This window comes from Arthrobacter sp. KUASC02 (assembly GCF_059739395.1).
On sequence record NZ_AP046053.1, the window covers coordinates 1,448,806 to 1,474,695 of the forward strand.

A 25,890-nucleotide genomic window follows, 5' to 3' on the forward strand; every position below is an offset into this window, starting at 1 on the left:
TGAGCGGCGACAGGAACGAACGACGGGGGCACCGCTGTCCGTAGACGAGCCTTCAACTACATCGCTTCACCCGGAAACGGACGTTTGCTGTCGGGAAAATTCTCACGGGTGATGGCAATGCCTGACGGGCGGGATTCAAACCAGTCCCGGGCCTGGTCGTCGGTGAGGGCGAAGCGGGGCTTCGGCAGCCCCTTGAGCTGTCGCTGCTTGGACGCCCGCCGCTCCCGGCGAAGGTTGCTGATTCCGAGGAGCCACCCTCCCGTAAACAGCACGGTGCACACGAGCGCGAGCAGGCCAACAATGATGTTCAGGTTTGCCACCGCGATCACGAGGAGGACCGGCGAAAATATGGCGGGTACGGTCATCAGGATGGTGACTACGTATAGGCCGGTGGTGGTGTGAACCGAATAGTTGCCGCTGGGCTGCGACCCGCCAATACCCCATTCGGCGGCCGTGTAGGCGTAGACGGTCTTCTCCATGCTGGTGGCGTAGTAGTAAGGACGGTTCACTACCGCTGTGCGTACTGTCGGCTCAGTTGCCATCGGTTGTTTCCTCATCTGTCCTGAAGGCGGCTGACCTGAAGGCGGCCAGCGCTTCCGTGAGCTCGTCTCCGCTCTTGGCCAATACCTCGGGTCCAACGACGTCGTCCAGTGCAACGGCGTGAATCCAGCAGCCGTCCGCCTTGCGGACCAGCATCTGTCGGGAGCCGGGGTGGAGTCCGCAGCGGACTCTGACGCCACCGCCCGGATTTTGATCCAGATGGGTTTTGATAATGATGGCTTCAGCTGCTTCCGCGGAGATGCCCGGGTCCTGAGGCAGCGCAAACCAACTCATCATCGTCCTCGGCTGCAGGATCAGTTTGGTCCGGTCCGACTCGACATGCAGGACCGAGTCGCCGCGCTTGGCATCCAGAAGCAAATCCAGCTGCGTCCATTTCGATGCGCTGGCCAGGGTGTACGCGAGAACATCGCCACGCGCATCGAATTCGACGGCGGTTCCCTTGGCAGATGCCAGACCGCGGGCAATAAGTGAAGACAAGCCGGCCCGAATCAGGTCCACGTCTTCTGACTCTTCGCTGAGGCGTAACCACGAGGCGCTTGTCTTCGAACCGGCCGTCGATTGCAGTTGCAGCAGGTAGGCCATTTCAGCCAGGCCAAATCCTATGGACGTGTCCACGGTCGTTTGTGCGATAGTCATGATTTTCATCCTATGAGAGAGCTGTGCCTAAAAGCCGAAAAAGTTCCTGACGCCCTCGCCAAGGTCCTCGACGGTGTCGTCGATGCCCTCGCCAAGGTCCTCGAAAACGTTTCCAACCATGTCGAAGGCATCGTCGATCGTATCCTTGGCTCCGGGGATCAGTTCGACCGCCGCCCAGGCGCCGCCGGCCACCATGCAGGCCACCCCCACGGGGGGAGGGAAGAACGAACCGACGCCAAGTGCGGTCTTGAGGCCTGACTTCATTGCGTCCCCAGTCTCTCCACTGCGGATTGCGTTGACGGTGTCCAGACCATCAAGGCCAACGCTTAGCCCGCCAAGTACGTGTCCGGCGGAGTTCAGCCCGAACTTCGCCCACGGCCCCATCTCCGCTGCTCCGGTGCCGCGTGCCATCCCGGCGAAGTCGCCGAATTTACCGCTGAGCAGGTCTCCGGTACCGGAAAAAACGCCCCGAAGGTCGTCTGAACGGGCCGCGGCCTCCCAGAGATCCTTGTTGATGAACTGCTTAACGGCGGCGAAGCCGTCGCCAGCCATCAGCAAATCAGTGACACTTTCACCGTGCAGAACCACAAACCGACTTATGTCCCTTAGCCCCAAAGGAACTGCCTTCAGTCCAAGGACCCCGTTATAGGCATCCCAGCCACCGCGGAAGTCGGAATTTCCGTCCGAAATCCAGCCAGGACCCCACGGGCTGGCTCCTTCGCCCGCGCCACCGTTCGAACCGGACACGCCGGCCTGCACGCCGCCGCCACCTCCGGCAACGCTCGCCTTTTCCTGCTGGTCGGCCTGGGCCTGCAGCTTCTTGGACTCCTGCTTGAGTGCAAAGGCCGCCTGCTGGAGCAGTGCCCGGTGGCTGCCGTTCCAGTCGGACCGGAACTGGACTGCATCCTGGCCCTTCCAGGACGGATTGTTGTTGATCTGGTTGGTCAACTGCGTCGACTGCTGGAGAAGGCTGTCGGACGTCTTTCCGAACTGCTGCGCGAGCGTCCGAAGCTGGGCAACGTCCGCGCCCCACAAATTCCCTGCCACAAGGCATCATCCCCCAATGAATGTCTGAACAGCAGATAATGGTCCGGCTGCGGGCCCTACTCTAATGGTCAAACCCCAGTTCCCGCGATGGGCTGCCCTCCCCATCGCGGGTGCCGCGTGCCGCCCGAGCGGCTACTCGGCGTCGTGCTGTTCCAGCACTGCGGCCTTGCGGAGGCGCAGGGCGTAGAAGGCGCCAAAAGCGAACGCCTGCGTGACCACCACCAGAACGATGGCCCCGGCGATCTTGTTGCCGCCCAGGATCATGGTGAGCCCCACGATCGCGGAGAGCAGGGCCAGCAGCGGAAGCAGCATGTAGCCCAGGACAAAGAGTGTTTCCGGTTTCTTCAGCATTTTCCTAGGCCTCGGTCCGACGCCACATGGTGAACCGGTACCGGGTACCGGTGGCGGACGTCAGCCACCCCGTGGCGGGCTCACTGGCTGTCAGCTTCCATTCGTAGCCGAGCTCCGGCGCATACGTGTCGCCGTCGGTCTCGGAATCGATGAACGTCACCACCGCGACGTCGGCGATGTCCAGGGTCTGCGCAAAGATTTCCCCGCCGCCGAGGACCCACACGGTTTCGTGGCCGGGGGCGAACTGGGATTCCAGGAGCGCGTCGTCCAGCGACTTCACCGCGAGTGCGCCCTGTGCCTCAGGCGTGTCACCCCAGCCTTCCTGCCGCGTCACCACAATATTGGTGCGTCCGGGCAGCGGACGGTACTTGTCCGGGAATGACAGCCAGGTCTTGCGGCCCATGATGACCGGGTGCCCGTTGGTCAGCCGGGTGAAGTGCTTCATGTCCTCGGGCAGGTGCCACGGCATGTCGCCGTCCTTGCCGATGACGCCTGCCGTGGTCTGGGCCCAGACGAGCCCCACTCCGGTGGTGGCGTCGGCGATTTTTTCAGTGAAGGCCAGGGGATCCATGGCGTTGTCGGTGCTCATACTGCGATCGGCGCCTTAATCGTAGGGTGGTGCTGGTAGCCGACCACTTCGAAGTCGTCCAGCGTGTAGTCGAAAATGGAGTCCGGTTTGCGGAGGATCTTCAGCTGCGGATATTCGTACGGTTCCCGCTTCAGCTGCTTGAGCACCTGGTCCATGTGGTTGTCGTAGATGTGCACGTCGCCGCCGGTCCAGACGAACTCACCCGGCTCCAGGCCCACCTGCTGGGCCAGCATGCAGGTCAGGAGAGCATAGGAGGCGATGTTGAACGGGACGCCCAGGAACGTGTCCGCGGAGCGCTGGTACAGCTGGCAGGACAGCTTGCCGTCCGCAACGTAGAACTGGAAGAAGGCGTGGCACGGCGGCAGCGCCATGTCCTGGAGTTCGGCCACGTTCCAGGCGGAAACAATGTGCCGGCGCGAGTCCGGGTTGGACTTGAGGTTCTCCACCAGCTCGGCGATCTGGTCGATGTGGCCGCCGTCGGGGGTGGGCCAGCTGCGCCACTGGACACCGTAGACGGGGCCCAGTTCGCCGTCGGCATCGGCCCATTCGTTCCAGATGGTGACGCCCTGGTCCTGCATCCACTTCACGTTGGTTTCACCGCGGAGGAACCACAGCAGTTCCACGGCCACGGACTTGAAATGCACGCGCTTGGTGGTGACCAGCGGGAAGCTTTGACTCAGGTCAAAGCGCATCTGCCGGCCGAACACGCTGAGGGTGCCGGTGCCGGTGCGGTCAGATTTGTGCGTGCCATTGGCAAGGACGTCACGCAGGAGGTCTTCATAGGGCGTTGGGATGCTCACTGTTCCAGTCTACTGAGGCCGAGTCTCACACGCAGAATGCCTTCGAGCGCGCCGTCATCCAGGCCCGCGGTGCGGCCCTTCGCGATATAGCGGTCGACGGCGGCAATCAGGTCCGCGGTAACGGCACCGTCCGAGGGCAGGCCGGCGTCGGGCATCCCGACGACGACGGTGCCGTTCCGCCGCCGCGTTTCGATCAGGCCGGCCTGCTCGAGTTCCTTGTAGGCCCGAGCCACGGTTCCCGCCGCGATGCCGAGGTCCGCCGCCAGGCTGCGGACGCTGGGCAGCCGCGTGCCGGCGGCCAGGGAGCCCACGGCAATCAGGGAGGTGACCTGAAGGCGGATCTGCTCATACGGCGGCACCGCCGAACGGAGGTCAACAGCGATGCCGGCCGTCATGTGACGCGGTCCTTGCCCGGCCGGGGAACCGGACGGGCAACGGATCCGGTCCGGGGCCGTACCGGCACGAGGGCGGTGGCGATCGCCGCCAAGGAGAGGACGGTGCCGGCGAGTGTTGCCGGGAACCAGGGAATGGACGGCACGAACGCCACCCCGAAAACGGCCGCCCATGCGTGGCTGTTCACCAGCAGCGCCATGGCTGCCTGCGCCATGAACATGGCCGACAGCGTCCGCGCGATCCGGTTCACGGTGATGGCCCGCAGCGCGGCGTCGAGTCCGGCGGGAGCATCCGGGATGCCGTGCCGCCCGCGGGTGGCGAGGAACGCCGGGACCGCGAGGCCGGTTCCCGCAAGGCCGAAGATTGCCGGCATGGTCCAGCCGGCGTCCCAACCGAGGAGGGAGTTCCCGGCCGCTGCCACCGCCAGGGCTGCCACGAAGGCGAGCACTGCGAGGATGAGGGTGGTGAGCAGCGCCGGACCCACCGGCTGCCTCGGCCAGGTCCGCGGTTCCGCCGGGTTCGCGTAATTGCGCTCGAGCAGCAGCTCTCCGCCGGCAAGGACCACCAGCACCAGCCCCGCCACCACTGCCACGAAGGCCGCGGGACCCCACGGGCCGGCTGCCACGATGGCCGGAACCAGGAAGACCCCTACGAACAGCGGCAAGGCAGTGGCAACGCCCAGCGCGGCACCGATGGACACCACCAGCCTGGTTGCCGGATGCGGAGCGGACCGAAAATTCCCGTGCTTCGCGTTCCGCAGGGCCGCGGCGGCCGCTTCAGTGCCCGCCAGTTTGGGTGGCGACCACAGCAGCATGGCCAGCAGCACGGCGACTCCCGCCAGGCCTGCGAAATTCGTCCACGATGTGCTGCCTGCGGCGGGGTCCGGCCGGGCAACGTAGTTTCCGGCGATGACGGCGAGCCCGGAGGCCACCGTGGCGACGGTCCGCAGCAGCCTGTTCATGGCGATGGTCCGCAGCAGTGAATTGTCGAGCTCGGTCAGCTGCTCAAGCTGGCGGCGGCGGCCGATCAGCAGCAGCACAAGCCACGTTCCTGCGGCCAGCACGGCCAGGGCTCCGCCCAGCCATGCCGCCAGAGTAGTGCCCGGGATGCGGCCGTCGCCGCCCACCGTGCGATAGACCTGCGGGCCTTCAGCCACTGTCCCGTACGGCAACGCATCGAACCCCGGCAGTGTCGCGGCCCAAGCGATGTAGGCGGCCGCAGCGATGACGACGGCCAGGGTGGTCCAGGCGAGCGGAAGCGGAAGGAAATCCCGCACGTGCCGCACGTGGAGGCTAGCCTTCCGGCGGGCACCCCTGGGGCGCGGATAGCTGAGCTGGCCCAGCGCGTGGACGCCGAGCGTGCCTAGGACCGGCCAGGCAAGGGCGGGGAAGATCGTCTCCGGGGTGGTCAGGGACGGACTGACGACCGGGCTGCTGACGGAGGTTGCCGGAATGATCCCGATGTTCATGGCGCCCTGCAGTGAACTCGCCATCCAGCCGATGACGCCCACCCAGAGCGCGTGCTGGGAAACAGTTTCAGGTGAGGCGCCCATCCGCGGTTCCCACACCACCCACCTGAGGATGATGTAAAGAACGACGGCGGCGACCAGCGGTCCCAGCAGCAGCATCGGCGGCAGTTCAAATTGGACCGGCATAAATCCCCCCAGATTTTGCATCAATGTACTAAGTATTTGATACAAAGAAGTCCGGGTCAAGACTGGTTTCGTCAGGGGTGGCCGGCAGCCGCCGCGCTGTCCGTCCTGTCAGTCGTCGAGTCAGTCGTCGAAGGGCCTGAACTGTTCCACTGCCACAATCTTGTTGCTGTTGCCGCGCGCCACATGGCACACGATGATCTCACCGGGCGCCAGGTACGGGTCCGCGGTGGGCAGCATCGCGCGCAGCCGGCCGTTCATGTGCTCACCCAGCTGCGACATGACAGTGGGCAGTGCGGGCCGGTGGGTGCACAGGGCGATGGCCCGCTGCTTGTCGAAGAGTGCTTCGACCACGGCCGCCGTCTTTTTCGGGCTCCTGGCATGGCGGTGTTCCGTCAAGGCGTCGTGCAGTTTCACCTTGGCATCCGCGGACTTGGCGTAGGGGGCAATCGTGGCGACGCAGCGCTGCCACGGGCTCGAGTGCACCCGAAGGGGCTTCCACACGTGGAGCAGCCGCCCGACGGCCTGCGCCTGCCTCAGTCCGGTGGCCGCGAGCGGACGGTCCCCCTCCGCCTTGGTCCAGGACGAGCGGGGCTTGGCCTTGGCATGGCGGACCACCAGCAGCGGCCACGTGTCCAGTTCCTTGCGGGCATGGGCCGCCACCAGGTGCTCGAGCGGCGCTATGTCACCGGGATTGCTCAGCAGGGTTGCAGCCTTTTCGGGTGAACACCACATCACGCTGTCCACTTCCTTGCCATCGGGACGAAGCATGGCGCCGTCCACATCAACGGCCCAGTAATGGACCACCTTCAGGCCGGCGGACACGTGGTAGTGGATGGGAGGAAGGGGTATGCCAAGGGTGGCCGTAATCCCGATCTCCTCTTCGATCTCGCGGACGGCGCACTCCGGTATGGTCTCACCGGGGTCGATCTTGCCCTTGGGCCACGACCAGTCGTCATAGCGGGGCCGGTGAATCAGCAGGACCTCGAGCACGTCTTTGTTGACGCGCCAAGGAAGCGCACCCGCTGCGGTGACGGCAATGGGTTCCCCGGGGTGGTCCGTCTGGTCCGCAGTAAGCGTGTCGTTCGCCGTGTCATTGCTGACTTCGCTTGTGGAGTCACTCTTCGAGGCCAGTGTCCTACCGCCTTATCGTCTGGCGCTGGCGGGAACGTGAAGCGAGGAGCCAGGACTGGACATCTTCCAGAAGCTTGCCGTCCTCGCCGAGGTGGTGCCTGGTCCATTCGCCTTGGCTGTCCAGATGCCAGCTGGACGTTCCCGGGTCCATGTAGCGGCGGAGCATGTCCAGCACATAGGACGTGTCGTCGCCGCTGGTGAGCTGGACGAGCGCCTCCACCCGGCGGTCAAGGTTGCGGTGCATCATGTCGGCGGACCCGATGTACACCACCGGTTCGCCGCCGTTGGCAAAGGCGAAGACCCGGGAGTGCTCCAGGAACCGTCCCAGGACCGAGCGCACGGTGATGTTTTCGCTGAGCCCGGGGATGCCGGGGCGCAGCGAACAGATACCGCGGACGATCACGTCAACGTTTACGCCTGCCTGGGACGCACGGTAGAGCGAATCGATGATCGCCTCGTCCACCATGGAGTTGACCTTGATCTGCACCCTGGCCGGAATGCCTGCCTTGGCGTTGCGGATTTCCTTCTCGATCCGGTCGATGAGGCCGGAACGCACCGAGCGGGGCGCCACCAGGAGCCGCTTGAACGTGGACTTCGGAGCATAGCCGGAGAGCTGGTTGAAGAGCTTGGAGAGATCCTCGCCCACCTGCTCGTTGGCCGTCAGCAGCCCGAGGTCCTCGTAATAACGGGCTGTGCGCGGGTGGTAGTTGCCGGTGCCGATGTGGCAGTAGCGCCGCAGGCCGTCCACTTCCTGGCGAACCACGAGGGAAAGCTTGCAGTGGGTTTTCAGGCCGACGATGCCGTAGACCACGTGCACACCGGCCTGTTCCAGTTTCCGCGCCCAGGAAATGTTGGCCTGTTCATCGAACCGGGCCTTGATTTCCACCAGGGCCAGGACCTGCTTGCCTGCTTCAGCCGCGTCGATGAGGGCATCGACGATGGGGGAGTCACCGGAGGTGCGGTACAGGGTCTGCTTGATGGCCTGCACCTTCGGGTCCGACGCGGCCTGTTCCAGGAAGGCCTGGACGGACGTGGAGAAGGAATCGTACGGGTGGTGCAGGAGGATGTCCCGGCGGCGCATCGCGGCGAACACGTTGGCAGCCTTGGACGTTTCGGATTCGTTCAGGTACCGCGAGGTGTGGGGCACGTGCTTCGGGTAGTGCAGGTCAGCACGATCGATGCCGGCGATGACGGACAGGCCCCGCAGGTCCAGCGGTGCAGGCACGGAGTAGACCTCGGACTCCTCCACGCCCAGTTCGCGGATCAGGAGGGCCCGGATGTTCGGGTTGATGTCGTTGGTGACTTCGAGGCGCACGGGCGGACCGAACCGGCGCCGCAGCAGCTCCTTTTCGAGCGCCTGCAGCAGGTTCTCGGCGTCGTCCTCTTCGACCTCAACGTCCTCGTTGCGGGTGACGCGGAAGGTGTGGTGTTCCAGGACCTCCATGCCGGCGAACAGCTGGTCGAGGTGGACGGCGATGACTTCTTCGAGGGCGATGAACCGGGCCACCCGGCCTGGCACCGATCCGGCGCGCGGGCCGTCGATGGAAATGAGGCGCGGCAGCTGGTCCGGAACCTTGACGCGGGCGAAGAGCTCCTTGTCGCTGACCGGGTTGCGGACCACCACCGCGAGGTTCAGGGACAGCCCCGAGATGTACGGGAACGGATGGGCCGGGTCCACGGCCAGCGGGGTCAGGATGGGGAAGACCTTCTCAGCGAACATGGCGCTGAGCTGGTCCTTGGCCTGGTCGTCGAGCTCTTCCCAATGCATCAGGTGGATGTGCTCATAAGCCAGTGCCGGCCGGATCTGTTCCGCGTAGACCCGTGCATGGCGCTGCGCGAGGCGATGGGCGGCGTCACCGATCTGGTCCAGCACCTGCATGGGGCTCAGGCCCGCCGGTGACGGGACGGCCAGGCCGGTGGCGATCCGGCGCTTCAGTCCGGCCACGCGGACCATGAAGAACTCGTCCAGGTTGGAGGCGAAAATGGAGAGGAAGCTGACCCGCTCCAGCAGGTGGAGATCGGGATCCTCGGCAAGTTCGAGCACCCGCGCGTTGAAGGCCAGCCAGCTGAGTTCACGGTCCAGGAACCGGTCGGGGCTGATGTCGCCCGCGGGCTCGGGGTTGGGCGCGAACTCGGGAATGTCGATCCGGTCCTGCGTGGCGCGGGAAGCCGGCACCTCCGAGGATCCGAAGCGGGCGCGCACCGGCAGCACCTTGGCCTCAGACGTGGCGATTCCGGCAGGTTCCGGTTGCATGGTCACTCCTTTTAGCTGGCGCGGTTTACCTTCAACCTTACAAGCATTCGATCCGGGGGATACGTAGATTTCCTGGACCGTGATGCATGCGTCAGCCGATTGGATTAACCGGCGTTTTTGGGTCCGTACATCACGTCGGCATCCCACCGGGTGAAGCCGAGCCGGCGGTACAGCGAAACAGCCGGTGCATTGTCCGCATCGGTGTACAGCATGACCGCGTGCAGGCCCTTCCCGTGCAGGTATTTGATGCCCGCCAGGGTGAGGGCCTTGCCCAGTCCCATGCCCTGGGCTTCGGGGGCCACCCCCACTACATAGACTTCACCGATCGCCGGATGGGTGCCGTGGCGCGGGTGCACCTTGGTCCAGTGGAAGCCAAGGATCCGGTCGGACGGGTCGACGGCCAGGAGGAAACCTGCCGGATCGAACCAGTCCTCGGCCATCCTGGCCTCCAGGTCCTGCCGCGTCATGTTGCCCTGTTCGGGGTGGTGCGCGAATGCGGCCTTGTTGGCCGCCAACCAGGCTTCCTCGTCCTGGCCGGGAGCGAAGGCGCGCAGGGTCACGTTGTCCGGGAGGGCGGCGTCGGGCAGTTCCGCGGACGCTGTGGTGAGCCGCATCTTCCACAGTTCCCGGATGGGGGCGTAACCGTATTTGGCTGCGAGGTCCGCGGCGGCCTCATGGTCGCCGTGGGACCAGGCCGTGAGGCCGTCAAAACCGCGCGATGCCTTCAGCGTGGCCACCAGCCGGTCGCCCACTCCCTGATTCCGGTAGCTGGGGTGAACAGCGATCTCCAGCACGCCGGTGCCGTCCGGCTCCTCCACCACCACGGCGAATCCCGCCAGGTCCTGGGCAGTGGCAGGATCGGAGTCCTCATCGGGTGCGTAGAGAGCCAGGCTCAGCAGCGAGTGGCTGCCGGATTCACCGGCGCGAAGCGTCACGAAGGTCTGTTCGGACAGGGGAGGGTTCCCGTCCGACTCCTCGGCGGCTGCGGCCAGGGCGGCGAAGTCCCTGAGCAGATCGTCGTCCACTCCGCCTTTGACGACGAGCACGGGCCAGTTCTCGGGATGCGCAGGACTCATGGTGTACAGGCTATACGGCCCGTCCGGGAGGCGGAGGGATTGGCGCCGATTTGATGAGGCGGGATCAGGCACGTATAGTCATTACCTGGTCCGGCTTCCTGAAGCGGGATTTGAGGGGGATCCACCACTGGGGTGGCCTCGATACGTTCGACCCGTATGTCCTCCACTGCAGGCTGAGAAGCCAAAGAAGAAGCCCCGGACCGCTGGTCCGGGGCTTCTTCTTTGGCTTGGCTTCTTGTGTGGCTAGGCCTCTGTCAGTTCCTCTTCGGGCTGCCGCACCAGGGTCAGCCGGTAACCCACGTTGCGCACGGTGCTGATCAGGTTTTCGTGGTCCGCGCCCAGCTTGGCGCGCAGCCGCCTGACGTGGACGTCCACGGTGCGGGTGCCTCCGTAGTAGTCATAGCCCCATACTTCGGTGAGCAGCTGCTGGCGCGTGAACACGCGGCCGGGGTGCTGCGCCAGGTACTTCAGGAGTTCGAATTCCTTGAACGTCAGGTTCAGGGGTGCACCGTTGACCCTGGCCGTGTAGCTTGCTTCGTCGATGACGACTCCGGCGGCCCGGATTTCGGTGGGGGTGTCTTCCTGCTCGGGAACGGCGCGGGCCACCGAGAGCCGGATCCGGGCTTCAACTTCAGCCGGTCCTGCGGAGTCCAGGATGATGTCATCCACGGCCCACGCTGAGGAGACGGCTGCCATGCCGCCTTCGGTGAGGATCAGCATCAAAGGTGCGCTGAGCCCGGTGGCCTTGAGTAGCTGCGTGAGGGACCGCGCTCCGACCAGGTCCTTGCGGGCGTCCAGCAGGACAACATCGCAGGGATCGGTCTCCAGCAGGGCGGTGGGCTCGGCCGGGAGAATGTGCACGCGGTGGTTGAGTAGTTCCAAGGCAGGCAGAATGTCCACCGATGACCCGGTGCTGTTCGTCAGTAGCAGGATGTGCGACATTGTTCCTCCAAGGGGCTGTCCGCGCATCATTGGGCGTCTGAACCGGGCTTTCACCGGCCGGTACTGGCTCCCAGCGTCGGTACCGGCCAGCCGGAAATTTCCGCCGGGCCCGCATCCTCCGAAGGAAGCGTAGCTGAGCTTTGAGTATACCCAATCGCCTCTAAACAGACACTGATCCGGCCGGTTTCAATGAGCGTTTTGCGACATAAGCAGGTCACATAAGGCAGGATTGGAGGCAGCGACGACGTCAGCAGAGAGTGAGCGCGGGTAAATAGTGAAGCCGTGGACCATCGGAACCATAGGGCTGGCCGGGCTTGCTGTCTTCATCGGCGGTGCCTACGCCTCAGCGGAAGTGCTGCTCGGCGTGGCAATCCTCGTGGCGCTGGCTGTCGGCTTCGGCTGGCCCCACTTCCTGGACATTCCCGCCAAGAAAACCCTCGCGGCAATCATCGGGCTCCCCGGGGTCGGGTCGGCAGTAGCCGCCACCTATGTCCCGGCGCCGGGATTCCTCGACTGGACGCCGGCTTTTATCGCCGCCGGCGTGATGGCCGTTTTCCTGATGCAGCTCCTGCGGGGCACGGGCCAGGCACAGCGGCTGGAGTCAACGCTGGGTTCGAGCGCCGGCGTACTCCTGTCCTGCCTGGGCGCCGGGTGGATTGCGGCGTCCAGGTTCAACGGCGTCAAGGAAATGTTGCTGGTAGCCGGCGTCAGTGCCGCCTTTGCGTTGCTGGCCGGTCTCATCCGTTGGCCGGACCGGATCGTGGCACCTTTGGGCATTGTGCTGGCGGGCCTCTCGGCTCCGCTGGCAGGCCTGGTCTTCTCTAACATCGCCGTAATACCAGCCGCCGTGGTGGGTGTTGCGGTGGGTGCGGTTCTCGTCAGCCTGCGCAGACTGGTTATACTCCGCGGGGACCGGATTAACTTTCCAGCCGCCCTTGGCATGGGCCTCGCGCCCGTCGCGGCGGTGGGTTCGCTCGCCTACTTCATAGACAAACTACTCATCTACTAACGCGTTAGGATGGCATCATGTCCGTACTTGCATTTGAGATTTTCTTCCTTGTCCTGCTTGGTATTGCCAGTATTTCCATGGCGTGGTTCGCAGGTTTCGTGGTTTACCGCCTCTTCAAGGGCCAGAAGTAATACCAGTTCAGAGTTAGTTGTCTGCGGAGGTAGTTACTGTGCCGATTGAAATTCCAACAGACCTCACCCCCGAGCTCGTCCCGTTGTCCTGGCTCATTGGTGAGTGGGAAGGCAGTGGACGCCTGGGGGCAGGCGAGGAGGATTCCGAGCACTTCTTCCAGCACGTGTCCTTCACGCACAACGGACTGCCGTACCTCCAGTACCGCGCCGAGAGCTGGCTGACCGACGATGAAGGCACCAGGCTCCGGCCGCTGACGGTGGAGACCGGGTTCTGGGCGCTGGAGCGGAAGCAGCGGGAGGAAGACGGCGGACCGGGGCTGATCCCGGCCGACATCGTTCCTGTGCTCAAGAGCGCCGACGAAGTCGAAGCGCTGCGCAACAGCGACGGCGGATTCGACATTTCCGTTTCCATTTCACACCCCGGCGGGATCTCCGAGCTGTACTACGGCCAGATCAAGGGCCCGCAGATCCACCTCAGCACCGACATGGTGATGCGCGGAAGCCACTCGAAGGAGTACACGGCCGCCACGAGGATTTTCGGCCTGGTGGAAGGAAAGCTCCTCTGGCGCTGGGATGTGGCCAGCGGGAAGAGCTCCACCGCGGGCGGCGGACTGGAAGCGCACGCTTCGGCCATCCTCAGCAAGGTGTCCTAAGGCTGGCCGGGCCCTGACAGCCCGGCCGGCAGGTCTCACTGATTTTTGTTGTCCGCAACGAGTGCAGGGAGCAAGACCGTGAACAGCCAGCAGCCGGACCCGGGTAAGCCCGATCAGCGCAATAGAGCAAATTACGGCGATCTGAAGGCCGTCTTTTTCAACGGCACCCTCAAAAAATCTCCTGAGACCAGCAACACGGGCGGCCTGATCGAGGTCAGCCGCCTCATCATGGAGAAGCAGGGCGTTGCCACCCGGGTGATCCGGACCGTCGACCACGACATTGCCAGCGGCGTGTATCCGGACATGCGCGAGCACGGCTGGGCAACCGACGAATGGCCGGAACTCTACCCTGCCGTCAAGGAAGCGGACATTGTGGTGGTGGCCGGCCCCATCTGGCTGGGTGACAACTCGTCCCAGACGAAAAAGCTGATCGAACGACTGTATGCGCACTCCGGACAACTCAACGAAAAAGGCCAATGGGCGTTCTACCCCAAGGTCGGCGGCTGCCTCATCACCGGCAACGAGGACGGCATCAAGCACTGTGCCATGAACGTCCTCTACAGCCTGCAGCACATCGGGTTCACCATCCCGCCGCAGGCCGACGCCGGCTGGATCGGCCCCGTGGGGCCCGGCCCCAGCTACCTGGATGAGGGGTCCGGCGGTCCGCAGAGCGACTTCACCAACCGCAACACCACGTTCATGACGTGGAACCTGCTGCACCTGGCGAGGACGCTCAAGGACGCCGGCGGGATCCCGGCGTACGGCAACCTGCCGGAGGAATGGAAGGCCGGGACACGTTTCGACTTCGAGAATCCGGAATACCGCTAGCCCCTAAGGACTTCTACTACATATGACTACCAAAAGCCCCCTGTTGTCGCGCCCTGGCGCCGTTGAAGCCGGCGGCGCGGACACCGGCGTCGCATCCCACTACGGCGAGCCGCTGCGGGAACAGCGTGCGCTGGCGGCCGGCACCGCCGTCGTCGACCTTTCCCACCGCGGCGTGGTCACCGTCACCGGTCCGGACCGCCTGAGCTGGCTCAACACCCTGTCATCCCAGCAGGTCACCAACCTTGCGCCGGGGGAATCAAGCGAACTGCTGCTTCTCAGCGTCCAGGGCCGTATTGAGTTCGACGCGCGGGTGATTGACGACGGCGGGACCACCTGGCTGATCGTGGAGGCCGCCGAAGCGGCACCGCTGGCCGAGTGGCTGAACCGGATGAAGTTCATGCTGCGGGTGGAGATTGCGGATGTATCCGACGACTGGGCGGTCATTGGAACCACCCGGCGGGTTGAGGAATGGCCGGACCTGCTGGTGTGGGCGGACCCCTGGCCGCACGTGGGCGCCGGCGGCTACGCCTACTCAGTTGTCGGGGAGGAATCCCACCCCGGCATGGAGCGGCCGTGGTTTGAATACCTGGTACCGGCCGCGGATCTCGAGGCCACCGTGGGTGACCGGCCGCTGGCCGGCGTCTGGGCATCGGAAGCGCTGCGCATCGCCGCCTGGCGCCCCCGCCTTGGCGCGGAAACCGACGACAAGACCATCCCGCATGAGCTGGACCTGCTGCGCACCGCGGTGCACCTGGCGAAGGGGTGCTACAAGGGCCAGGAGACGATCGCCCGCGTGCACAACCTGGGCCACCCGCCGCGGCGCCTGGTGTTCCTCCAGTTGGACGGCTCGCAGCACACCCTTCCCGCGGTGGGCAGCGAAGTCCGCCTGGGTGAGCGGAAGGTGGGAACAGTGACCTCCGTGGTGCAGCACTATGAAATGGGTCCGATCGCACTTGCCGTCATAAAGCGTTCCGTTTCTCCGGATGAAATACTGACGGTTGTAGACGGCGACGAACCCTACACGGCCGCGCAGGAAGTCATCGTGGCTCCCGACGCCGGCCAGGTGGTGGGCCGCCAGACCGGATTCCTGAAAGGAACACACCGATGACTGACACTCCGAAGTCTGACAACCCGGGGAACGGCAACCCGGGGGACAACAGCGCCGCTGGGCCCGACGACGAAACCCTGGCCCTTGCCCACGCGCTTTTTGACGCGGCGCGGCAGGGTGACGCAGCACTGCTGGGCAGCTATCTCGACGCCGGGGCCCCGGCCAACATGACCAATTCGGCCGGCGACTCCCTGCTGATGCTTGCGGCATACCACGGGCATGCCCCGGCGGTGCAACTGCTCCTGCAGCATGGCGCGGATGCCAACGCCGTGAACGACCGCGGCCAGACACCGCTCGCCGGAGCCGCCTTCAAGGGCTACACCGACGTGGCCGAGGCGCTCCTGGGGGCGGGCGCTGACCCGGACGCCGGAACGCCTTCCGCCCGTGCAGCGGCGGAGATGTTTGCCCGATCCGATATCCAGACCCTGCTGGGCTGACCACGGGCTGAGGCGACAAAGCACCTGGAAGCCCGCGGGTCCTGCACCCGCGGGCTTTCTTGCACCCGCCTATTCCATGTGGAATAGTTGGAGCGGAATAATTGCTGGCCGTGGACACCACGTGCCATGGAACACGGGGGAGTGAACGGAACCATGCCCCGATCTGCCCCGCTGACGCCGCTCGGAATCTCTGCACTCTCGCTGCTGGTCGAGGAGCCGATGCATCCGTACGAGATGTACCAGCTCCTGATGGCCAGGCACGAAGACCGGCTGGTCAAGGTGCGCCCCGGAACGCTCTATCACGCCGTCGGCCGGCTGGAGGAGCGCGGGCTCGTGGAAACAGCCGGAACGGACCGCGAAGGCAACCGGCCGGAACGGACCACCTACCGGATCACGCCCGCAGGCCGGGAGGCCCTGACGGCGCGCCTGCAGGACATGCTCGCCGAACCTGTGAATGAATACCCGTCGTTCCCGCTGGCCGTCGCCGAGGCCTACAACCTGCCTGCCGCCGTCGTACTGGAGCTCTTGGACCGCCGGCTGGTGCTGCTGCAGGGCCAGCTGGAATTCCTGCAGAAGGGCGAGGCGGCCGTCCTGAAGAAGGACGTCGCACGCAAGTACTGGATCGACCTCGAGTACCAACAAACCATGCTGAGGTCCGAAATGGGCTGGATACGCAGCCTGCAGGACCAGCTCCGCTCCGGGGAACTCCCGTGGTAGCGGAACACAAACAACCACACCTGAAGGATTTACATGGAAAACGTAGCTAGGCCGTGGCCGGCACTCTGGTCCCTGGTGATCGGCTTCTTTATGATCCTGATCGACACCACCATCGTCTCGGTGGCCAATCCGCGGATCATGGAAGGCCTCAACGCGGACATCAACTCCGTTATCTGGGTGACCAGCGCCTACCTGCTGGCCTACGCGGTGCCGCTGCTGATCACCGGCCGGCTGGGTGACCGGTTCGGACCGAAAAAGCTGTACCTCACCGGCCTGGTGGTGTTCACCCTCGCGTCCCTCTGGTGCGGGCTGTCCGGCGACGTCCAGACCCTCATCCTGGCCCGCGTGCTCCAGGGCTTCGGCGCCGCCATCATGACGCCCCAGACCATGGCAGTGATCACCCGGATCTTCCCGCCGGACCGGCGCGGCGCGGCCATGGGAATCTGGGGTGCCACCGCCGGTGTGGCCACCCTGGTGGGCCCCATCCTCGGCGGTGTCCTGGTGGACGGCCTCGGCTGGGAATGGATCTTCTTCATCAACGTGCCGGTCGGAATCGCCGGCTTCATCCTGGCCCTGCGCTTCGTTCCTTCGCTGAGCACGCACCCGCACCGGTTCGACATCCCCGGCGTGCTGCTCAGCGCCGTCGGGCTCTTCCTTCTTGTCTTCGGCATCCAGGAAGGCGAGACGTACAACTGGGGAACGATCACCGGCCCCATCACGGTGTGGGGCCTGATCATCGCCGGGGTTGTAGTCCTGGCAGGGTTCGTCCTATGGCAGCGGTTTAACAAAGGGGAGCCGCTCCTGCCGCTCTCGCTGTTCAAGGACCGCAACTTTTCCCTGGCGAACATCGGCATCACCACGGTGGGCTTCGCCGTCACCTCGTTCACCCTGCCGCTGATCTTCTACTACCAGATTGTCCGGGGACTGACACCCACGCAGTCTGCCCTGATGATGGTCCCGATGGCGCTCATTTCCGGCGGCCTTGCGCCTGTGGTGGGCAAGATCATTGACCGGGTCAACCCGAAATACATCACGGCAGCCGGTCTGGTCCTGATGTCGGTGGCGCTGTTCTGGAACTCTGCCCTGATGCACCCGGAGACGCCGATCTGGCTGTTCCTCCTGCCCAGTGCGGTACTCGGGTTCGCGAACGCGGGCATCTGGGCGCCGCTGAGCTCCACGGCCACCCGGAACCTGCCGCCGCGCCAGGCCGGCGCCGGCTCGGGCGTCTACAACACCACGCGTCAGATCGGCGCCGTGCTGGGTAGCGCCGCCATCGCCGTCCTCATCCAGTCGAGGCTCGCGGCAGAGCTGCCGGCGGCGCAGGGCGCCTCCGGCACGGCCAGCCCCATGGCCTTCGGCGGATCACTGCCGGAGGCACTGCACGAGGGGTTCTCGACGGCGATGGGACAGTCCATCATGCTTCCTGCTGCGGTGATCCTGCTGGGCGCTGCCGTTGCATTGTTCTTCGCCAAGCCCAAGCCGGTTCAGGGCTGGGGCACCGTCAGCGTGCCGGCCTCCGACGACGCCGGAGCCGGGGCCGGGGCAGCGGACGCAACGTCGCGCTGACCCGGGTCAGCCCAGCAGGACGCGGGTGTGGATGCCGCCGGTTGAGAATCCGAGGCTGCGGGCGATCGACAGGGCGCCCTTGTTACTGACGTCCGAACGCCACTGCAGGGTGAGCCCCGCCGCGAGTGCCTCGTGGGCAGCGATGGACGCCGCCAGCGAACCCAGTCCGCGGCGCCGCCAGTCAGGGTCCACCAGGACGCCCATTTGGGCCAGGATGCCTTCCCATTCGGAGTACGCGCCGCAGGCCACCGGAACCTTGCGGCCGTTGTCATCACGCAGGATGGTGAACCGGTGCTCGAGATCGGAGAGCCCCACCTCGTTGACGTCGTCGGGCGGGCAGAGGCCTTCCAGCTCAATGGCCTCGGGATTCCCGTGCGAGACGGTCAGCTCCTCGGCCGGCTGGCGCAGGGGGAGGTCATCGGCGAAAAAGAGGGCGGCCGCGCCCTGGCCGTGGCCGCCGTGCTGCCGGGTGATGGTCAGGAGCGTCACGTGCTGGGCGAGTTCCTCGTCGGGAATGTCCGCGGCGGCGTCGAGCGCCCACTGCGGTCCCACGAGGGCCGAGACCCCGAACAAACGCACAAAATCCACGGACTTCCGGGACTCGTCCGCCCGGGTGATCCGTGTGCCCGCGGCAAGCTGGCCGGCCCCGGAAACGACCGCATCGGCGTCGAGCTTCCGCACTGCGGCAAAGGCTCCGTCGTCAAGGCCCAAGTGGCGGGCCCAGGCCAGCTGGATGATGTCTGCGGAGCCGGGGTCGAGAGTCATGCCTCAACCCTACCCAGCAGAGGGACGCGCGAACGGACTGTTGAGGGCCCGTGCCGCAGGGGCCCCAGCTGTCCGTCCGCGGTGCGGCCTATCCGAACGCTGCCTATCCGAAGAGGACGGCAGCTTCGTCGTACCGGTCCTGCGGGACGCGCTTGAGGTTGCCCAGGGCGGCGTCGAAGCCGACGTGGACGATGTCGGTGCCGTTCAGCGACACCATGGTGCCCCAGCGGTGGTCCACCACGGAGTCGATGGCGGCCATGCCCAGGCGCGTGGCCAGGACGCGGTCGAACGCGGAGGGGACGCCGCCGCGCTGGATGTGGCCCAGGACGGTGGCGCGGGTCTCGATGCCGGTCCGGGCTTCGAGTTCGGGTGCCAGCATCTCGGCGATGCCGCCCAGGCGCGGGCGCCCGAAGGTGTCCAGGCCGCGCTCGGAGTGCGGTGCTTCCTGGCCCTCCGGAACGAATCCTTCGGCCACGACCACCAGCGGCGCGCGGCCGCGGGCGTGGGCTTCCTGCACCCACTCGGTGATCTGGTCCATGGAGGCCTTCTGCTCCGGAATGAGGATCGCGTGGGCGCCCGAGGCCATGCCGGCGTGCAGGGCGATCCAGCCCACGTGGCGGCCCATGACCTCGGCGATCATGCAGCGGTGGTGCGATTCACCCGTGGTGCGGAGGCGGTCGATGGCCTCGGTGGCAATCTGGACGGCAGTGTCGAAGCCGAAGGTGTAGTCCGTGGCGTCGAGGTCGTTGTCCACCGTCTTGGGGACGCCGACGATCTTCAGGCCCGCGTCGGTCAGCCGCTTGGCTGCGGCCAGGGTTCCTTCACCGCCGATGGCGATGATGGCGTCGATGCCGAGCCGGTCCATGTGGGCCTTGATGACCTCGGGGCCGCCGCCGTTTTCGAACGGGTTGGTCCTGGACGTGCCGAGGATGGTGCCGCCCTGCTTGGCGATGCCGCGGACCATGGTGCGGGGGATGGGGATGATGTCGCCTTCGACGACGCCGCGCCAGCCGTCGAGGAATCCCACGAATTCGTGGCCGTGGATGGCGATTCCCTTGAGGACGGCGCCGCGGATCACGGCGTTCAGTCCGGGGCAGTCGCCGCCGCTGGTGAGAATTCCAATTTTCATGTCTCGGCTCAAATCCTGGTGAGAGGGTGTACAGGCAGAGCGCCACGCTGAGCTCACCTAGATTCTAGTGGTGAGTGTGGGTTACGACACAAACTGGTTACAAAGGCCCTCGCTCTATGGCAAACAAAAAGGACCCCCGTTCCGGAGGGAACAGGGGTCCTTTGACTGCTTGGTCAGGTCAGTTGATCGATCGTTTGTCCAGGAACGACTGGAGGATGATGGCGTTTCGCTGGTCCGGGAGGATGAGCCACGCCGCCAGGTAGAAGACGAAGGCCGGACCGGGCAGGAGGCTGAGGAGCAGGAACGCGATCCGGACGAAGGCGACGTCCACGTTGAGCTTCGCGGCGATCCCTCCGCACACTCCGCCCAGCCACCGTTGTGGTCCCCGCTTCAGGCCGAAGCCCCTGACGATGCTGAAGAACTTATCCATGCCTCAAGACTTCCCTGTTGTGGTTTCTTTGTCACGTCCGCGGGCTGAGAGGAGCCCGCCTATCACCAGGGCGGCGCCGGCACCGATCATCAATCCGATGAGTACGTAGGTTCCGTTGAGGGCCACGATCCCGAGCTGGCCGATGATGATCAACGCAGCCAGCGCGAGGACGATGAGGCCCCAGACCACGGTGCCCACCCGTGCCGGCGACGGTCCGCCGTGCCGCGCTCCTGTGCCCCGTGACGCTTCCGCTTGCTGGGCCGCTTCCGCATGCTGTGTTGGTCCCTGCGGGGCAGTGTCCGGGGCAGGTTCGTAACTGCTCATGTCAGTTTCCTTCCTGGATGGTGATGTTGCTCATGGTGCCGTCGATCTTGAGGATGAGCGCGGCCCCCGGCTTGTCGGTGTTGTAGTTGCTCTGCTGCGACGTCATGCCGCCATGGTTCTGCGAACCCTCGTTGAGGTTGCCCAGGGTCATGTCCGCCCGGATCTCCACGGGAACCGTGTCCGGAATGACCACGGTCAGGTTGCTTGCCGTGACGTCCATGGGAATGACGACGTCGGTGCCCAGCGGCGGCGTGAGGTTCAGCCGCGTCAGGTCAGCGGTTCCGCTTCCTCCCGTGATGTTGAAGCCTTCCCGTGCCTGTTCGATGCTGACCGGGTTCCAGTTGGCGTCCTGGAAACGGAAGCGGTCGCCGTTGGGTACCACGTTGAAGATGCCGCCGATGATGAGCGCCACCACTGCAAAGAAGCCGAGGATTCCGGAGGTCCTGCCCCTGAGGCCGGCGATCAGGATGCCGAGACCCAGGATGGCCGCACCGCTGGCCCACACCACGGCGTTCGTGGCGTCACCCAGGTTGATGACGTTAAGGGCTTCGAGTGCTTTGATTCCGCCGCCCACCAGCAGGGCCACGCCTGCCGTCACCGCGACGGCGGGGGCGCCGGGGCCAACGTTCGGAGCCTTGGGAGCGGACTTGGACGGTCCGCCGTAGCCGCCGCCGTAAGGCGGGGTGGCGCCGTAGCCGCCCGAGCCGGGAACGCCGCCGTCGTACGGTCCGCCGGTGTACGGGGCACCGGAGTAGGAGCCGCCGGAGTATGGTGCGCCCGTGTACGAGCCGGGCTCATAGGAGCCGCCGGGGGCCGGGGAGGAGGTTCCTGCCGGGGACGTCGCTGCGAAGGTTCCGCCGGCAGCGGAGCCCGCATCTGTGCTGGTATTCATGAGAGGTGCTCCGTTCGAGGCCTTGTCCCGCTGCGAGAGGTAGTAGATGAGGTAGACGGCGCCTGCTATCCAGAAGACCGTCCAGAAGAAGCCGCCGAACCCGTTCCGCTCCCAACCCCAGAAGCCGCTGCCCAGGCTGGGAAAGCCGATCACCGTGGTGATGAGGGCTCCGGTCATGCCGGTGGTCCAGCGTCCGGCCCCGGCTTCCTGGACATGGATGCGGCCGTCGGGCTCCGGCAGCAGTGCCCAGGCGATGCCGTAAAGCAGTACGCCGATGCCGGCGAAAATCGACAGGACGATGAAGACGCCGCGCACGATCAGCGGGTCGACGCCCAGCCGGTGCGCTATGCCGCTGGCGACGCCGCCGATCCAGCGGTCCTGTCCGCGTTGAATGCCGTGGCTCCGGACCCAGTTGAAGAAGTTCTGGGGCTGGGACTGCGGGTAGGCGTACCGGGTATCGGCCGAGTGTGCGCCGGGGGCCTGGCCGCCGGGTAACCCGGCGCCGGGGAGCTGCGCGTTCGGATACAGCGGCGGCGGCCCGCCGGGGAAGTCAGCGCCGGGAGTGGAGCCGGGCGTGGAGCCGGTTCCGGACGGGGAGCCGGAATCAGTGCCGGCACCGGTCCCGGACTCGGGACGGCCGGACGGCAGCGGATCTTCATCGGGGTATGCATTGTGCGAGTTCATACTTCGATCCTGCCGTCCGCGGCCGCCGCGCTCTATTGGGGAACACCCTGAGCCGTCCCTGAGTGACCCCCGGTTCCGTGCGGAATCAGGCGTGCGGAACCCTGATCCATGTTTGGATTGACACATGACAACCGCCATGACCCGCCCCCCGCTGGTCCGCAGCAGCGACCGCGTGATCGCAGGCGTCTGTTCGGGCCTGGCCGCCCACCTGGGCTGGTCGGTGCGGATGGTCCGGATCGGCATGGTGGTGGCAGCGCTCGCAGGCGGAGCCGGGCTGGCCTTCTACGCATGGCTCTGGATCATGGTTCCCACTTCGGACGAGAACGCGAAACGGAACGCACGCCGTCCGGCCTCGCCCATTGCCCCGGCCGTCAGCGCCCCGGCGCCGCTGCCGGTGCCGCCGGATTTCATGCCCGGGCCAGTGCCCGCCGCAGCCACCTTCCCTGGCACAGCCGCCCTCAACGACGCACCGGCACCGGCCGTTCCGTCCGGCGTTGCGGCCGGTGCGGCAGCCACCACCGGCATCACCTCCGGCGGCCCGGGCGCCGCGATTTCCGGCGGCACCGACGGCGGGACCTCCGCCGGGTCGGGCGCCGGCGCGCCGTGGTTCCGGGTCCGGAGCATGCCGTACGGCAAGGAAATACTCTTGGGAGCCGGTCTCCTGCTGGCAGGCGGAATCCTGATCGCGCGCATGCTGGGCGTCGACGTCCCCCTGGGGACGCTGATCCCCGCCGCCGCGATCCTTGGCGGGGCGGCAATCGCCTGGATGCAGCTGGATGAAACCCGCCGGGCGGGCCTCCTCGACAAGACCAAGGCGGACCAGGCCGGCGGCTGGGCAAGGCTCGCCGCCGGGCTCGCCCTGGTGGTGGCCGGTGTACTGGTGATGGTGTCCGGCTCCGGCTCCTGGGAGCAGACCTGGCTGGCGCTCCTTGCCTCCGTGGCAGTCCTTGGCGGTGTGGCCCTGGTGCTGCTCCCGTGGGGCCTGAAATTCTGGCGGGACCTGGAAGCGGAGCGCGCCGGCCGCGTCCGGGCCACGGAGCGTGCGGAGATTGCCGCCCACCTGCACGATTCCGTGCTGCAGACGCTCGCGCTGATCCAGCGCCGGGCAGGGAACGAGAACGACGTCGTCCGCCTGGCACGGGCCCAGGAACGGGAGCTGCGGGGCTGGTTGTACCGCGACCCCGACAAGGATGCAGGGCAGCTCTCCGAGCGCATCAAGGCAGCCGCGGCGGAAGTTGAGGACTCCCTGGGCCATGCCGTGGACGTGGTCAGTGTGGGAGACACCGCCATGACCGCCCGCCACGAAGCACTGGTGCAGGCCAGCCGGGAGGCCATGGTGAACGCGTCCCGCCACGGCGGCGGTGCAGTGTCGGTTTATCTCGAGGTGGCCGACGGCGGTGCGGAAGTCTATGTGAAGGACCGCGGACCCGGTTTCGACCCGCAGACGGTTCCGGCCGACCGCATGGGGGTCAGGGAATCGATCGTCGGACGGATGAACCGCCACGGCGGGACCGCTGTCATCAGCAGCAGCGCGGACGGCACGGAAGTGCGGCTCAGGCTTCCTTCCGACGCCGCGGACAACGGAGAGGGAAAGTCGTGAACAACATCGATACAGCGGGCGCTCATGCAGGAGGTGTCCCGGCCATCCGCGTGGTCATCGTGGATGATCACGCCATCTTCCGGTCGGGGCTCAAAGCGGACCTGGACGCCCGGGTCACCGTCGTGGGCGAGGCCGGAACAGTCGAACAGGCCATCGCCGTGATCGCGCAGACCCGGCCCGAAGTTGTGCTGCTGGACGTCCACATGCCGGGTGGCCTGGGCGGCGGCGGGCGCGAAGTGATTGCCGGATCGGCCGCACTGCTCGGCAGCACCCGGTTCCTGGCCCTGAGCGTCTCCGACGCCGCAGAAGACGTGGTTTCGGTCATCCGGGCCGGAGCCCGCGGCTATGTGACCAAAAGCATCTCCGGCACGGAAATCACCGATGCCGTCCTCCGTGTGGCCGGCGGCGACGCCGTTTTTTCGCCGCGGCTGGCAGGCTTCGTGCTCGATGCGTTCGGCACGGCCCCGGCGGATATCGCTGACGACGAACTCGACCGCCTCTCCGCCCGCGAGCTGGAGGTCATGCGGCTCATCGCGCGCGGCTACAGCTACAAGGAAGTGGCCAAGGAGCTCTTCATCTCCATCAAGACAGTGGAAACCCACGTCTCCGCCGTGCTGCGCAAACTGCAGCTGTCCAGCCGCCACGAACTGACCAAGTGGGCCGCCGAACGCAGGCTCCTCTAGCCCACCCCGGACGCTCTCTCACTTCCTGCCGGTTAACCGCCGACGCTCTCTGACTTTCTTGCGAAAAGTGAGAGAGCGTTGGCGGCTTTCCTGCGGAAGGTGAGAGAGGGTGCCTACTTGGCCTTGCCGAGGAAGGCCTGAAGCCGTGCCACACCGGTGGCGAGGTCGTCGTCGCCCAGCGCGTAGGAGAGGCGCAGGTAGCCCGAGGGACCGAACGCCTCGCCCGGTACGACCGCAACCTCAACCTCGTCCAGGATGAGTGCAGCCAGCTCGGCGGAAGTCTGCGGGCGGGCGGTCCCGTTCGCCGTCTCGAATTCCTTGCCCAGCAGGCCGCGGACGTCCGCGTAGACGTAGAAGGCGCCCTTCGGCGTCGGGCATTCCACCCCGTCAATGGCGTTCAGGCCGGCGACAATCGCCTTCCGGCGGCGGTCGAAGGCCACCTTCATCTCGTCAACCGCGGTGAGCGGCCCGGAGACGGCCGCGAGGGCAGCAACCTGCGGGATGTTGGACACATTCGAGGTGGCGTGCGACTGCAGGTTGGTGGCCGCCTTGATGACGTCCGCCGGGCCGATCATCCACCCCACGCGCCAGCCGGTCATGGCGTAGGTCTTGGCCACCCCGTTGAGGATGACCACCTTGTCGCCGAGTTCCGGAACGGCCGTTGCAATGGACGTGAAGGGAACCCCGTCGTAGGTGAGGTGTTCGTAGATTTCGTCGGTGACCACCCACAGCCCCTTGGAGGCCGCCCACAATCCGATTTCGCGGACCTGCTCCGGCGAGTACACCGAGCCGGTGGGGTTCGACGGCGACACGAACAGCAGGATCTTGGTGCGCTCGGTCAGGGCGGCTTCGAGCTGGTCCACGGTAACGAGGTAGTCCTGTTCCGGGCCCGCGAAGACCTCCACGGGCACGCCGCCGGCCAGCCGGATGGCTTCCGGGTACGTGGTCCAGAACGGCGTGGGAACAATGACCTCATCGCCCGGATCGACCAGCGTGGCGAAGGTGTTGTACACGGCCTGCTTGCCGCCGTTGGTGACCAGGACCTGTGACGCCTCGGCCTTGTAGCCGGAATCCCGCAAGGTCTTGTCCGCAATGGCCTGCTTGAGCTCCGGGAGCCCGCCGGCGGGGGAGTAGCGGTGGTACTTCGGCTGGCTGGCGGCCTCGATGGCGGCCTGAACGATGTAACCGGGGGTCGGGAAGTCGGGTTCCCCGGCGCCGAAGCCGATGACCGGCCGTCCGGCTGCCTTGAGTGCCTTGGCCTTGGCATCAACGGCCAGGGTGGCGGATTCGGCGATAGCGGAAATGCGTTGGGAAACGCGGGCGGCAGGCATGGCAGGGTCCATTCTTCGCTTGCAGCTCGATGGCTGGTTGTGGGATTCGACGAGATCTACTCTATGCTGTTCAGCGGATCGTTCACCGTGACGGCCAGGAATGTGACCGTGTCCCGGTCGGCAGGCCCTGGCAGCCGCGAAGAAGGTCCGAAATGAGGCTGGTTCGACG

Annotated in this window: 27 protein-coding genes; 9 read left to right on the top strand and 18 right to left on the bottom strand. The window is 65.9% G+C overall.

Annotation, left to right across the window (positions count from 1 at the left end):
- Window positions 1-56 precede the first annotated feature (56 nt).
- From AC6JAC_RS06615 to AC6JAC_RS06670, 12 genes are all read right to left on the bottom strand, one after another.
- Window positions 57-542, bottom strand: a complete 486-nt coding sequence (locus tag AC6JAC_RS06615; protein WP_497964025.1) for a hypothetical protein — start codon at window positions 540-542, stop codon at window positions 57-59.
- Window positions 532-1,197, bottom strand: a complete 666-nt coding sequence (locus AC6JAC_RS06620) for a hypothetical protein (RefSeq protein ID WP_497964027.1) — start codon at window positions 1,195-1,197, stop codon at window positions 532-534. The genes AC6JAC_RS06615 and AC6JAC_RS06620 overlap by 11 nt, the downstream gene beginning before the upstream one ends.
- Window positions 1,198-1,224: 27 nt before the next feature.
- Window positions 1,225-2,244: a WXG100 family type VII secretion target gene (locus tag AC6JAC_RS06625; protein ID WP_497964029.1), complete on the bottom strand. Its 1,020-nt coding sequence runs from the start codon at window positions 2,242-2,244 to the stop codon at window positions 1,225-1,227.
- Window positions 2,245-2,376: 132 nt separating this feature from the next.
- Window positions 2,377-2,595 (bottom strand): NF038396 family protein, encoded by a 219-nt coding sequence (locus AC6JAC_RS06630; protein ID WP_028269619.1) that lies wholly within the window; start codon window positions 2,593-2,595, stop codon window positions 2,377-2,379.
- Between the two features lie 4 nt (window positions 2,596-2,599).
- On the bottom strand, window positions 2,600-3,184 hold the full coding sequence (locus tag AC6JAC_RS06635; RefSeq protein ID WP_028269618.1) for a dihydrofolate reductase: 585 nt from the start codon (window positions 3,182-3,184) through the stop codon (window positions 2,600-2,602).
- Window positions 3,181-3,984, bottom strand: coding sequence for a thymidylate synthase (locus tag AC6JAC_RS06640; protein ID WP_028269617.1), 804 nt, complete (start codon window positions 3,982-3,984; stop codon window positions 3,181-3,183). The genes AC6JAC_RS06635 and AC6JAC_RS06640 overlap by 4 nt, the downstream gene beginning before the upstream one ends.
- The gene (locus AC6JAC_RS06645) at window positions 3,981-4,379 is read right to left on the bottom strand and encodes a GntR family transcriptional regulator (RefSeq protein WP_497964032.1); all 399 of its coding nucleotides are present in this window, start codon (window positions 4,377-4,379) and stop codon (window positions 3,981-3,983) included. Before AC6JAC_RS06645 ends, AC6JAC_RS06640 begins: the two co-directional genes overlap by 4 nt.
- On the bottom strand, window positions 4,376-6,031 hold the full coding sequence (locus AC6JAC_RS06650; RefSeq protein WP_497964034.1) for a hypothetical protein: 1,656 nt from the start codon (window positions 6,029-6,031) through the stop codon (window positions 4,376-4,378). The genes AC6JAC_RS06645 and AC6JAC_RS06650 overlap by 4 nt, the downstream gene beginning before the upstream one ends.
- 120 nt (window positions 6,032-6,151) lie before the next feature.
- Complete coding sequence (locus tag AC6JAC_RS06655) at window positions 6,152-7,069, bottom strand: NUDIX hydrolase (RefSeq protein WP_028269615.1); 918 nt, start codon at window positions 7,067-7,069, stop codon at window positions 6,152-6,154.
- A gap of 97 nt (window positions 7,070-7,166) precedes the next feature.
- The gene (locus AC6JAC_RS06660) at window positions 7,167-9,416 is read right to left on the bottom strand and encodes an RNA degradosome polyphosphate kinase (RefSeq protein ID WP_028269614.1); all 2,250 of its coding nucleotides are present in this window, start codon (window positions 9,414-9,416) and stop codon (window positions 7,167-7,169) included.
- A gap of 104 nt (window positions 9,417-9,520) precedes the next feature.
- A complete protein-coding gene (gene mshD / locus AC6JAC_RS06665) occupies window positions 9,521-10,492 on the bottom strand; it encodes a mycothiol synthase (protein ID WP_028269613.1) in 972 nt (323 codons plus the stop codon).
- Between the two features lie 243 nt (window positions 10,493-10,735).
- Window positions 10,736-11,434: a winged helix-turn-helix transcriptional regulator gene (locus tag AC6JAC_RS06670; protein ID WP_028269612.1), complete on the bottom strand. Its 699-nt coding sequence runs from the start codon at window positions 11,432-11,434 to the stop codon at window positions 10,736-10,738.
- Between the two features lie 274 nt (window positions 11,435-11,708).
- Between AC6JAC_RS06670 and AC6JAC_RS06675 the strand changes: the two genes are divergently transcribed.
- The 7 genes from AC6JAC_RS06675 to AC6JAC_RS06705 all read left to right on the top strand — a co-directional run bounded on the left by AC6JAC_RS06675 (window position 11,709) and on the right by AC6JAC_RS06705 (window position 17,883).
- Window positions 11,709-12,443, top strand: coding sequence for a hypothetical protein (locus AC6JAC_RS06675; protein WP_028269611.1), 735 nt, complete (start codon window positions 11,709-11,711; stop codon window positions 12,441-12,443).
- Between the two features lie 169 nt (window positions 12,444-12,612).
- The gene (locus AC6JAC_RS06680) at window positions 12,613-13,227 is read left to right on the top strand and encodes a nitrobindin family protein (protein ID WP_028269610.1); all 615 of its coding nucleotides are present in this window, start codon (window positions 12,613-12,615) and stop codon (window positions 13,225-13,227) included.
- A 78-nt stretch (window positions 13,228-13,305) separates the two neighbouring features.
- On the top strand, window positions 13,306-14,055 hold the full coding sequence (locus tag AC6JAC_RS06685; protein WP_231511037.1) for a flavodoxin family protein: 750 nt from the start codon (window positions 13,306-13,308) through the stop codon (window positions 14,053-14,055).
- A 22-nt stretch (window positions 14,056-14,077) separates the two neighbouring features.
- Window positions 14,078-15,163, top strand: coding sequence for a CAF17-like 4Fe-4S cluster assembly/insertion protein YgfZ (ygfZ, locus tag AC6JAC_RS06690; RefSeq protein ID WP_028269608.1), 1,086 nt, complete (start codon window positions 14,078-14,080; stop codon window positions 15,161-15,163).
- A complete protein-coding gene (locus AC6JAC_RS06695) occupies window positions 15,160-15,600 on the top strand; it encodes an ankyrin repeat domain-containing protein (RefSeq protein ID WP_028269607.1) in 441 nt (146 codons plus the stop codon). Before ygfZ ends, AC6JAC_RS06695 begins: the two co-directional genes overlap by 4 nt.
- A 153-nt stretch (window positions 15,601-15,753) precedes the next feature.
- Window positions 15,754-16,317 carry a PadR family transcriptional regulator gene (locus tag AC6JAC_RS06700; protein ID WP_028269606.1) on the top strand — a complete coding sequence of 188 codons (564 nt, stop codon included), beginning with the start codon at window positions 15,754-15,756 and terminating at the stop codon, window positions 16,315-16,317.
- A 33-nt stretch (window positions 16,318-16,350) separates the two neighbouring features.
- Window positions 16,351-17,883 (top strand): DHA2 family efflux MFS transporter permease subunit, encoded by a 1,533-nt coding sequence (locus AC6JAC_RS06705; RefSeq protein ID WP_043437559.1) that lies wholly within the window; start codon window positions 16,351-16,353, stop codon window positions 17,881-17,883.
- Window positions 17,884-17,889: 6 nt separating this feature from the next.
- On the opposite strand, the gene AC6JAC_RS06710 is transcribed toward AC6JAC_RS06705, so the two are convergent.
- The 5 genes from AC6JAC_RS06710 to AC6JAC_RS06730 form a co-directional block, all read right to left on the bottom strand.
- Complete coding sequence (locus AC6JAC_RS06710; protein ID WP_028269605.1) at window positions 17,890-18,648, bottom strand: GNAT family N-acetyltransferase; 759 nt, start codon at window positions 18,646-18,648, stop codon at window positions 17,890-17,892.
- 103 nt (window positions 18,649-18,751) lie between these two features.
- Window positions 18,752-19,777: a 6-phosphofructokinase gene (locus AC6JAC_RS06715; RefSeq protein WP_028269604.1), complete on the bottom strand. Its 1,026-nt coding sequence runs from the start codon at window positions 19,775-19,777 to the stop codon at window positions 18,752-18,754.
- Window positions 19,778-19,955: 178 nt separating this feature from the next.
- The gene (locus AC6JAC_RS06720) at window positions 19,956-20,207 is read right to left on the bottom strand and encodes a PspC domain-containing protein (RefSeq protein ID WP_028269603.1); all 252 of its coding nucleotides are present in this window, start codon (window positions 20,205-20,207) and stop codon (window positions 19,956-19,958) included.
- Between the two features lie 3 nt (window positions 20,208-20,210).
- A complete protein-coding gene (locus AC6JAC_RS06725; protein WP_028269602.1) occupies window positions 20,211-20,531 on the bottom strand; it encodes a hypothetical protein in 321 nt (106 codons plus the stop codon).
- Between the two features lies 1 nt (window position 20,532).
- Window positions 20,533-22,107: a PspC domain-containing protein gene (locus AC6JAC_RS06730; protein ID WP_028269601.1), complete on the bottom strand. Its 1,575-nt coding sequence runs from the start codon at window positions 22,105-22,107 to the stop codon at window positions 20,533-20,535.
- Between the two features lie 124 nt (window positions 22,108-22,231).
- Here AC6JAC_RS06730 and AC6JAC_RS06735 point away from each other — a divergent pair, with 124 nt between their 5' ends.
- Entirely contained in the window at window positions 22,232-23,707 is a 1,476-nt protein-coding gene (locus tag AC6JAC_RS06735; protein ID WP_028269600.1) for an ATP-binding protein, read from the top strand.
- Between the two features lie 50 nt (window positions 23,708-23,757).
- Window positions 23,758-24,390 (top strand): LuxR C-terminal-related transcriptional regulator, encoded by a 633-nt coding sequence (locus tag AC6JAC_RS06740; RefSeq protein ID WP_497966780.1) that lies wholly within the window; start codon window positions 23,758-23,760, stop codon window positions 24,388-24,390.
- A 113-nt stretch (window positions 24,391-24,503) separates the two neighbouring features.
- On the opposite strand, the gene AC6JAC_RS06745 is transcribed toward AC6JAC_RS06740, so the two are convergent.
- Complete coding sequence (locus AC6JAC_RS06745; RefSeq protein WP_347894780.1) at window positions 24,504-25,721, bottom strand: pyridoxal phosphate-dependent aminotransferase; 1,218 nt, start codon at window positions 25,719-25,721, stop codon at window positions 24,504-24,506.
- Window positions 25,722-25,890: the final 169 nt, after the last annotated feature.

What these genes read in the sequence shown, in the direction of transcription:
- AC6JAC_RS06615 (WP_497964025.1), bottom strand. Translation starts at nt 542, where the DNA reads ATGGCAACTGAGCCGACAGTACGCACAGCGGTAGTGAACCGTCCTTAC.
- AC6JAC_RS06620 (WP_497964027.1), bottom strand. Translation starts at nt 1,197, where the DNA reads ATGACTATCGCACAAACGACCGTGGACACGTCCATAGGATTTGGCCTG.
- AC6JAC_RS06630 (WP_028269619.1), bottom strand. Translation starts at nt 2,595, where the DNA reads ATGCTGAAGAAACCGGAAACACTCTTTGTCCTGGGCTACATGCTGCTT.
- AC6JAC_RS06635 (WP_028269618.1), bottom strand. Translation starts at nt 3,184, where the DNA reads ATGAGCACCGACAACGCCATGGATCCCCTGGCCTTCACTGAAAAAATC.
- AC6JAC_RS06645 (WP_497964032.1), bottom strand. Translation starts at nt 4,379, where the DNA reads ATGACGGCCGGCATCGCTGTTGACCTCCGTTCGGCGGTGCCGCCGTAT.
- AC6JAC_RS06650 (WP_497964034.1), bottom strand. Translation starts at nt 6,031, where the DNA reads ATGCCGGTCCAATTTGAACTGCCGCCGATGCTGCTGCTGGGACCGCTG.
- AC6JAC_RS06660 (WP_028269614.1), bottom strand. Translation starts at nt 9,416, where the DNA reads ATGCAACCGGAACCTGCCGGAATCGCCACGTCTGAGGCCAAGGTGCTG.
- mshD (WP_028269613.1), bottom strand. Translation starts at nt 10,492, where the DNA reads ATGAGTCCTGCGCATCCCGAGAACTGGCCCGTGCTCGTCGTCAAAGGC.
- AC6JAC_RS06670 (WP_028269612.1), bottom strand. Translation starts at nt 11,434, where the DNA reads ATGTCGCACATCCTGCTACTGACGAACAGCACCGGGTCATCGGTGGAC.
- ygfZ (WP_028269608.1), top strand. Translation starts at nt 14,078, where the DNA reads ATGACTACCAAAAGCCCCCTGTTGTCGCGCCCTGGCGCCGTTGAAGCC.
- AC6JAC_RS06695 (WP_028269607.1), top strand. Translation starts at nt 15,160, where the DNA reads ATGACTGACACTCCGAAGTCTGACAACCCGGGGAACGGCAACCCGGGG.
- AC6JAC_RS06700 (WP_028269606.1), top strand. Translation starts at nt 15,754, where the DNA reads ATGCCCCGATCTGCCCCGCTGACGCCGCTCGGAATCTCTGCACTCTCG.
- AC6JAC_RS06705 (WP_043437559.1), top strand. Translation starts at nt 16,351, where the DNA reads ATGGAAAACGTAGCTAGGCCGTGGCCGGCACTCTGGTCCCTGGTGATC.
- AC6JAC_RS06710 (WP_028269605.1), bottom strand. Translation starts at nt 18,648, where the DNA reads ATGACTCTCGACCCCGGCTCCGCAGACATCATCCAGCTGGCCTGGGCC.
- AC6JAC_RS06715 (WP_028269604.1), bottom strand. Translation starts at nt 19,777, where the DNA reads ATGAAAATTGGAATTCTCACCAGCGGCGGCGACTGCCCCGGACTGAAC.
- AC6JAC_RS06720 (WP_028269603.1), bottom strand. Translation starts at nt 20,207, where the DNA reads ATGGATAAGTTCTTCAGCATCGTCAGGGGCTTCGGCCTGAAGCGGGGA.
- AC6JAC_RS06725 (WP_028269602.1), bottom strand. Translation starts at nt 20,531, where the DNA reads ATGAGCAGTTACGAACCTGCCCCGGACACTGCCCCGCAGGGACCAACA.
- AC6JAC_RS06730 (WP_028269601.1), bottom strand. Translation starts at nt 22,107, where the DNA reads ATGAACTCGCACAATGCATACCCCGATGAAGATCCGCTGCCGTCCGGC.
- AC6JAC_RS06735 (WP_028269600.1), top strand. Translation starts at nt 22,232, where the DNA reads ATGACAACCGCCATGACCCGCCCCCCGCTGGTCCGCAGCAGCGACCGC.
- AC6JAC_RS06745 (WP_347894780.1), bottom strand. Translation starts at nt 25,721, where the DNA reads ATGCCTGCCGCCCGCGTTTCCCAACGCATTTCCGCTATCGCCGAATCC.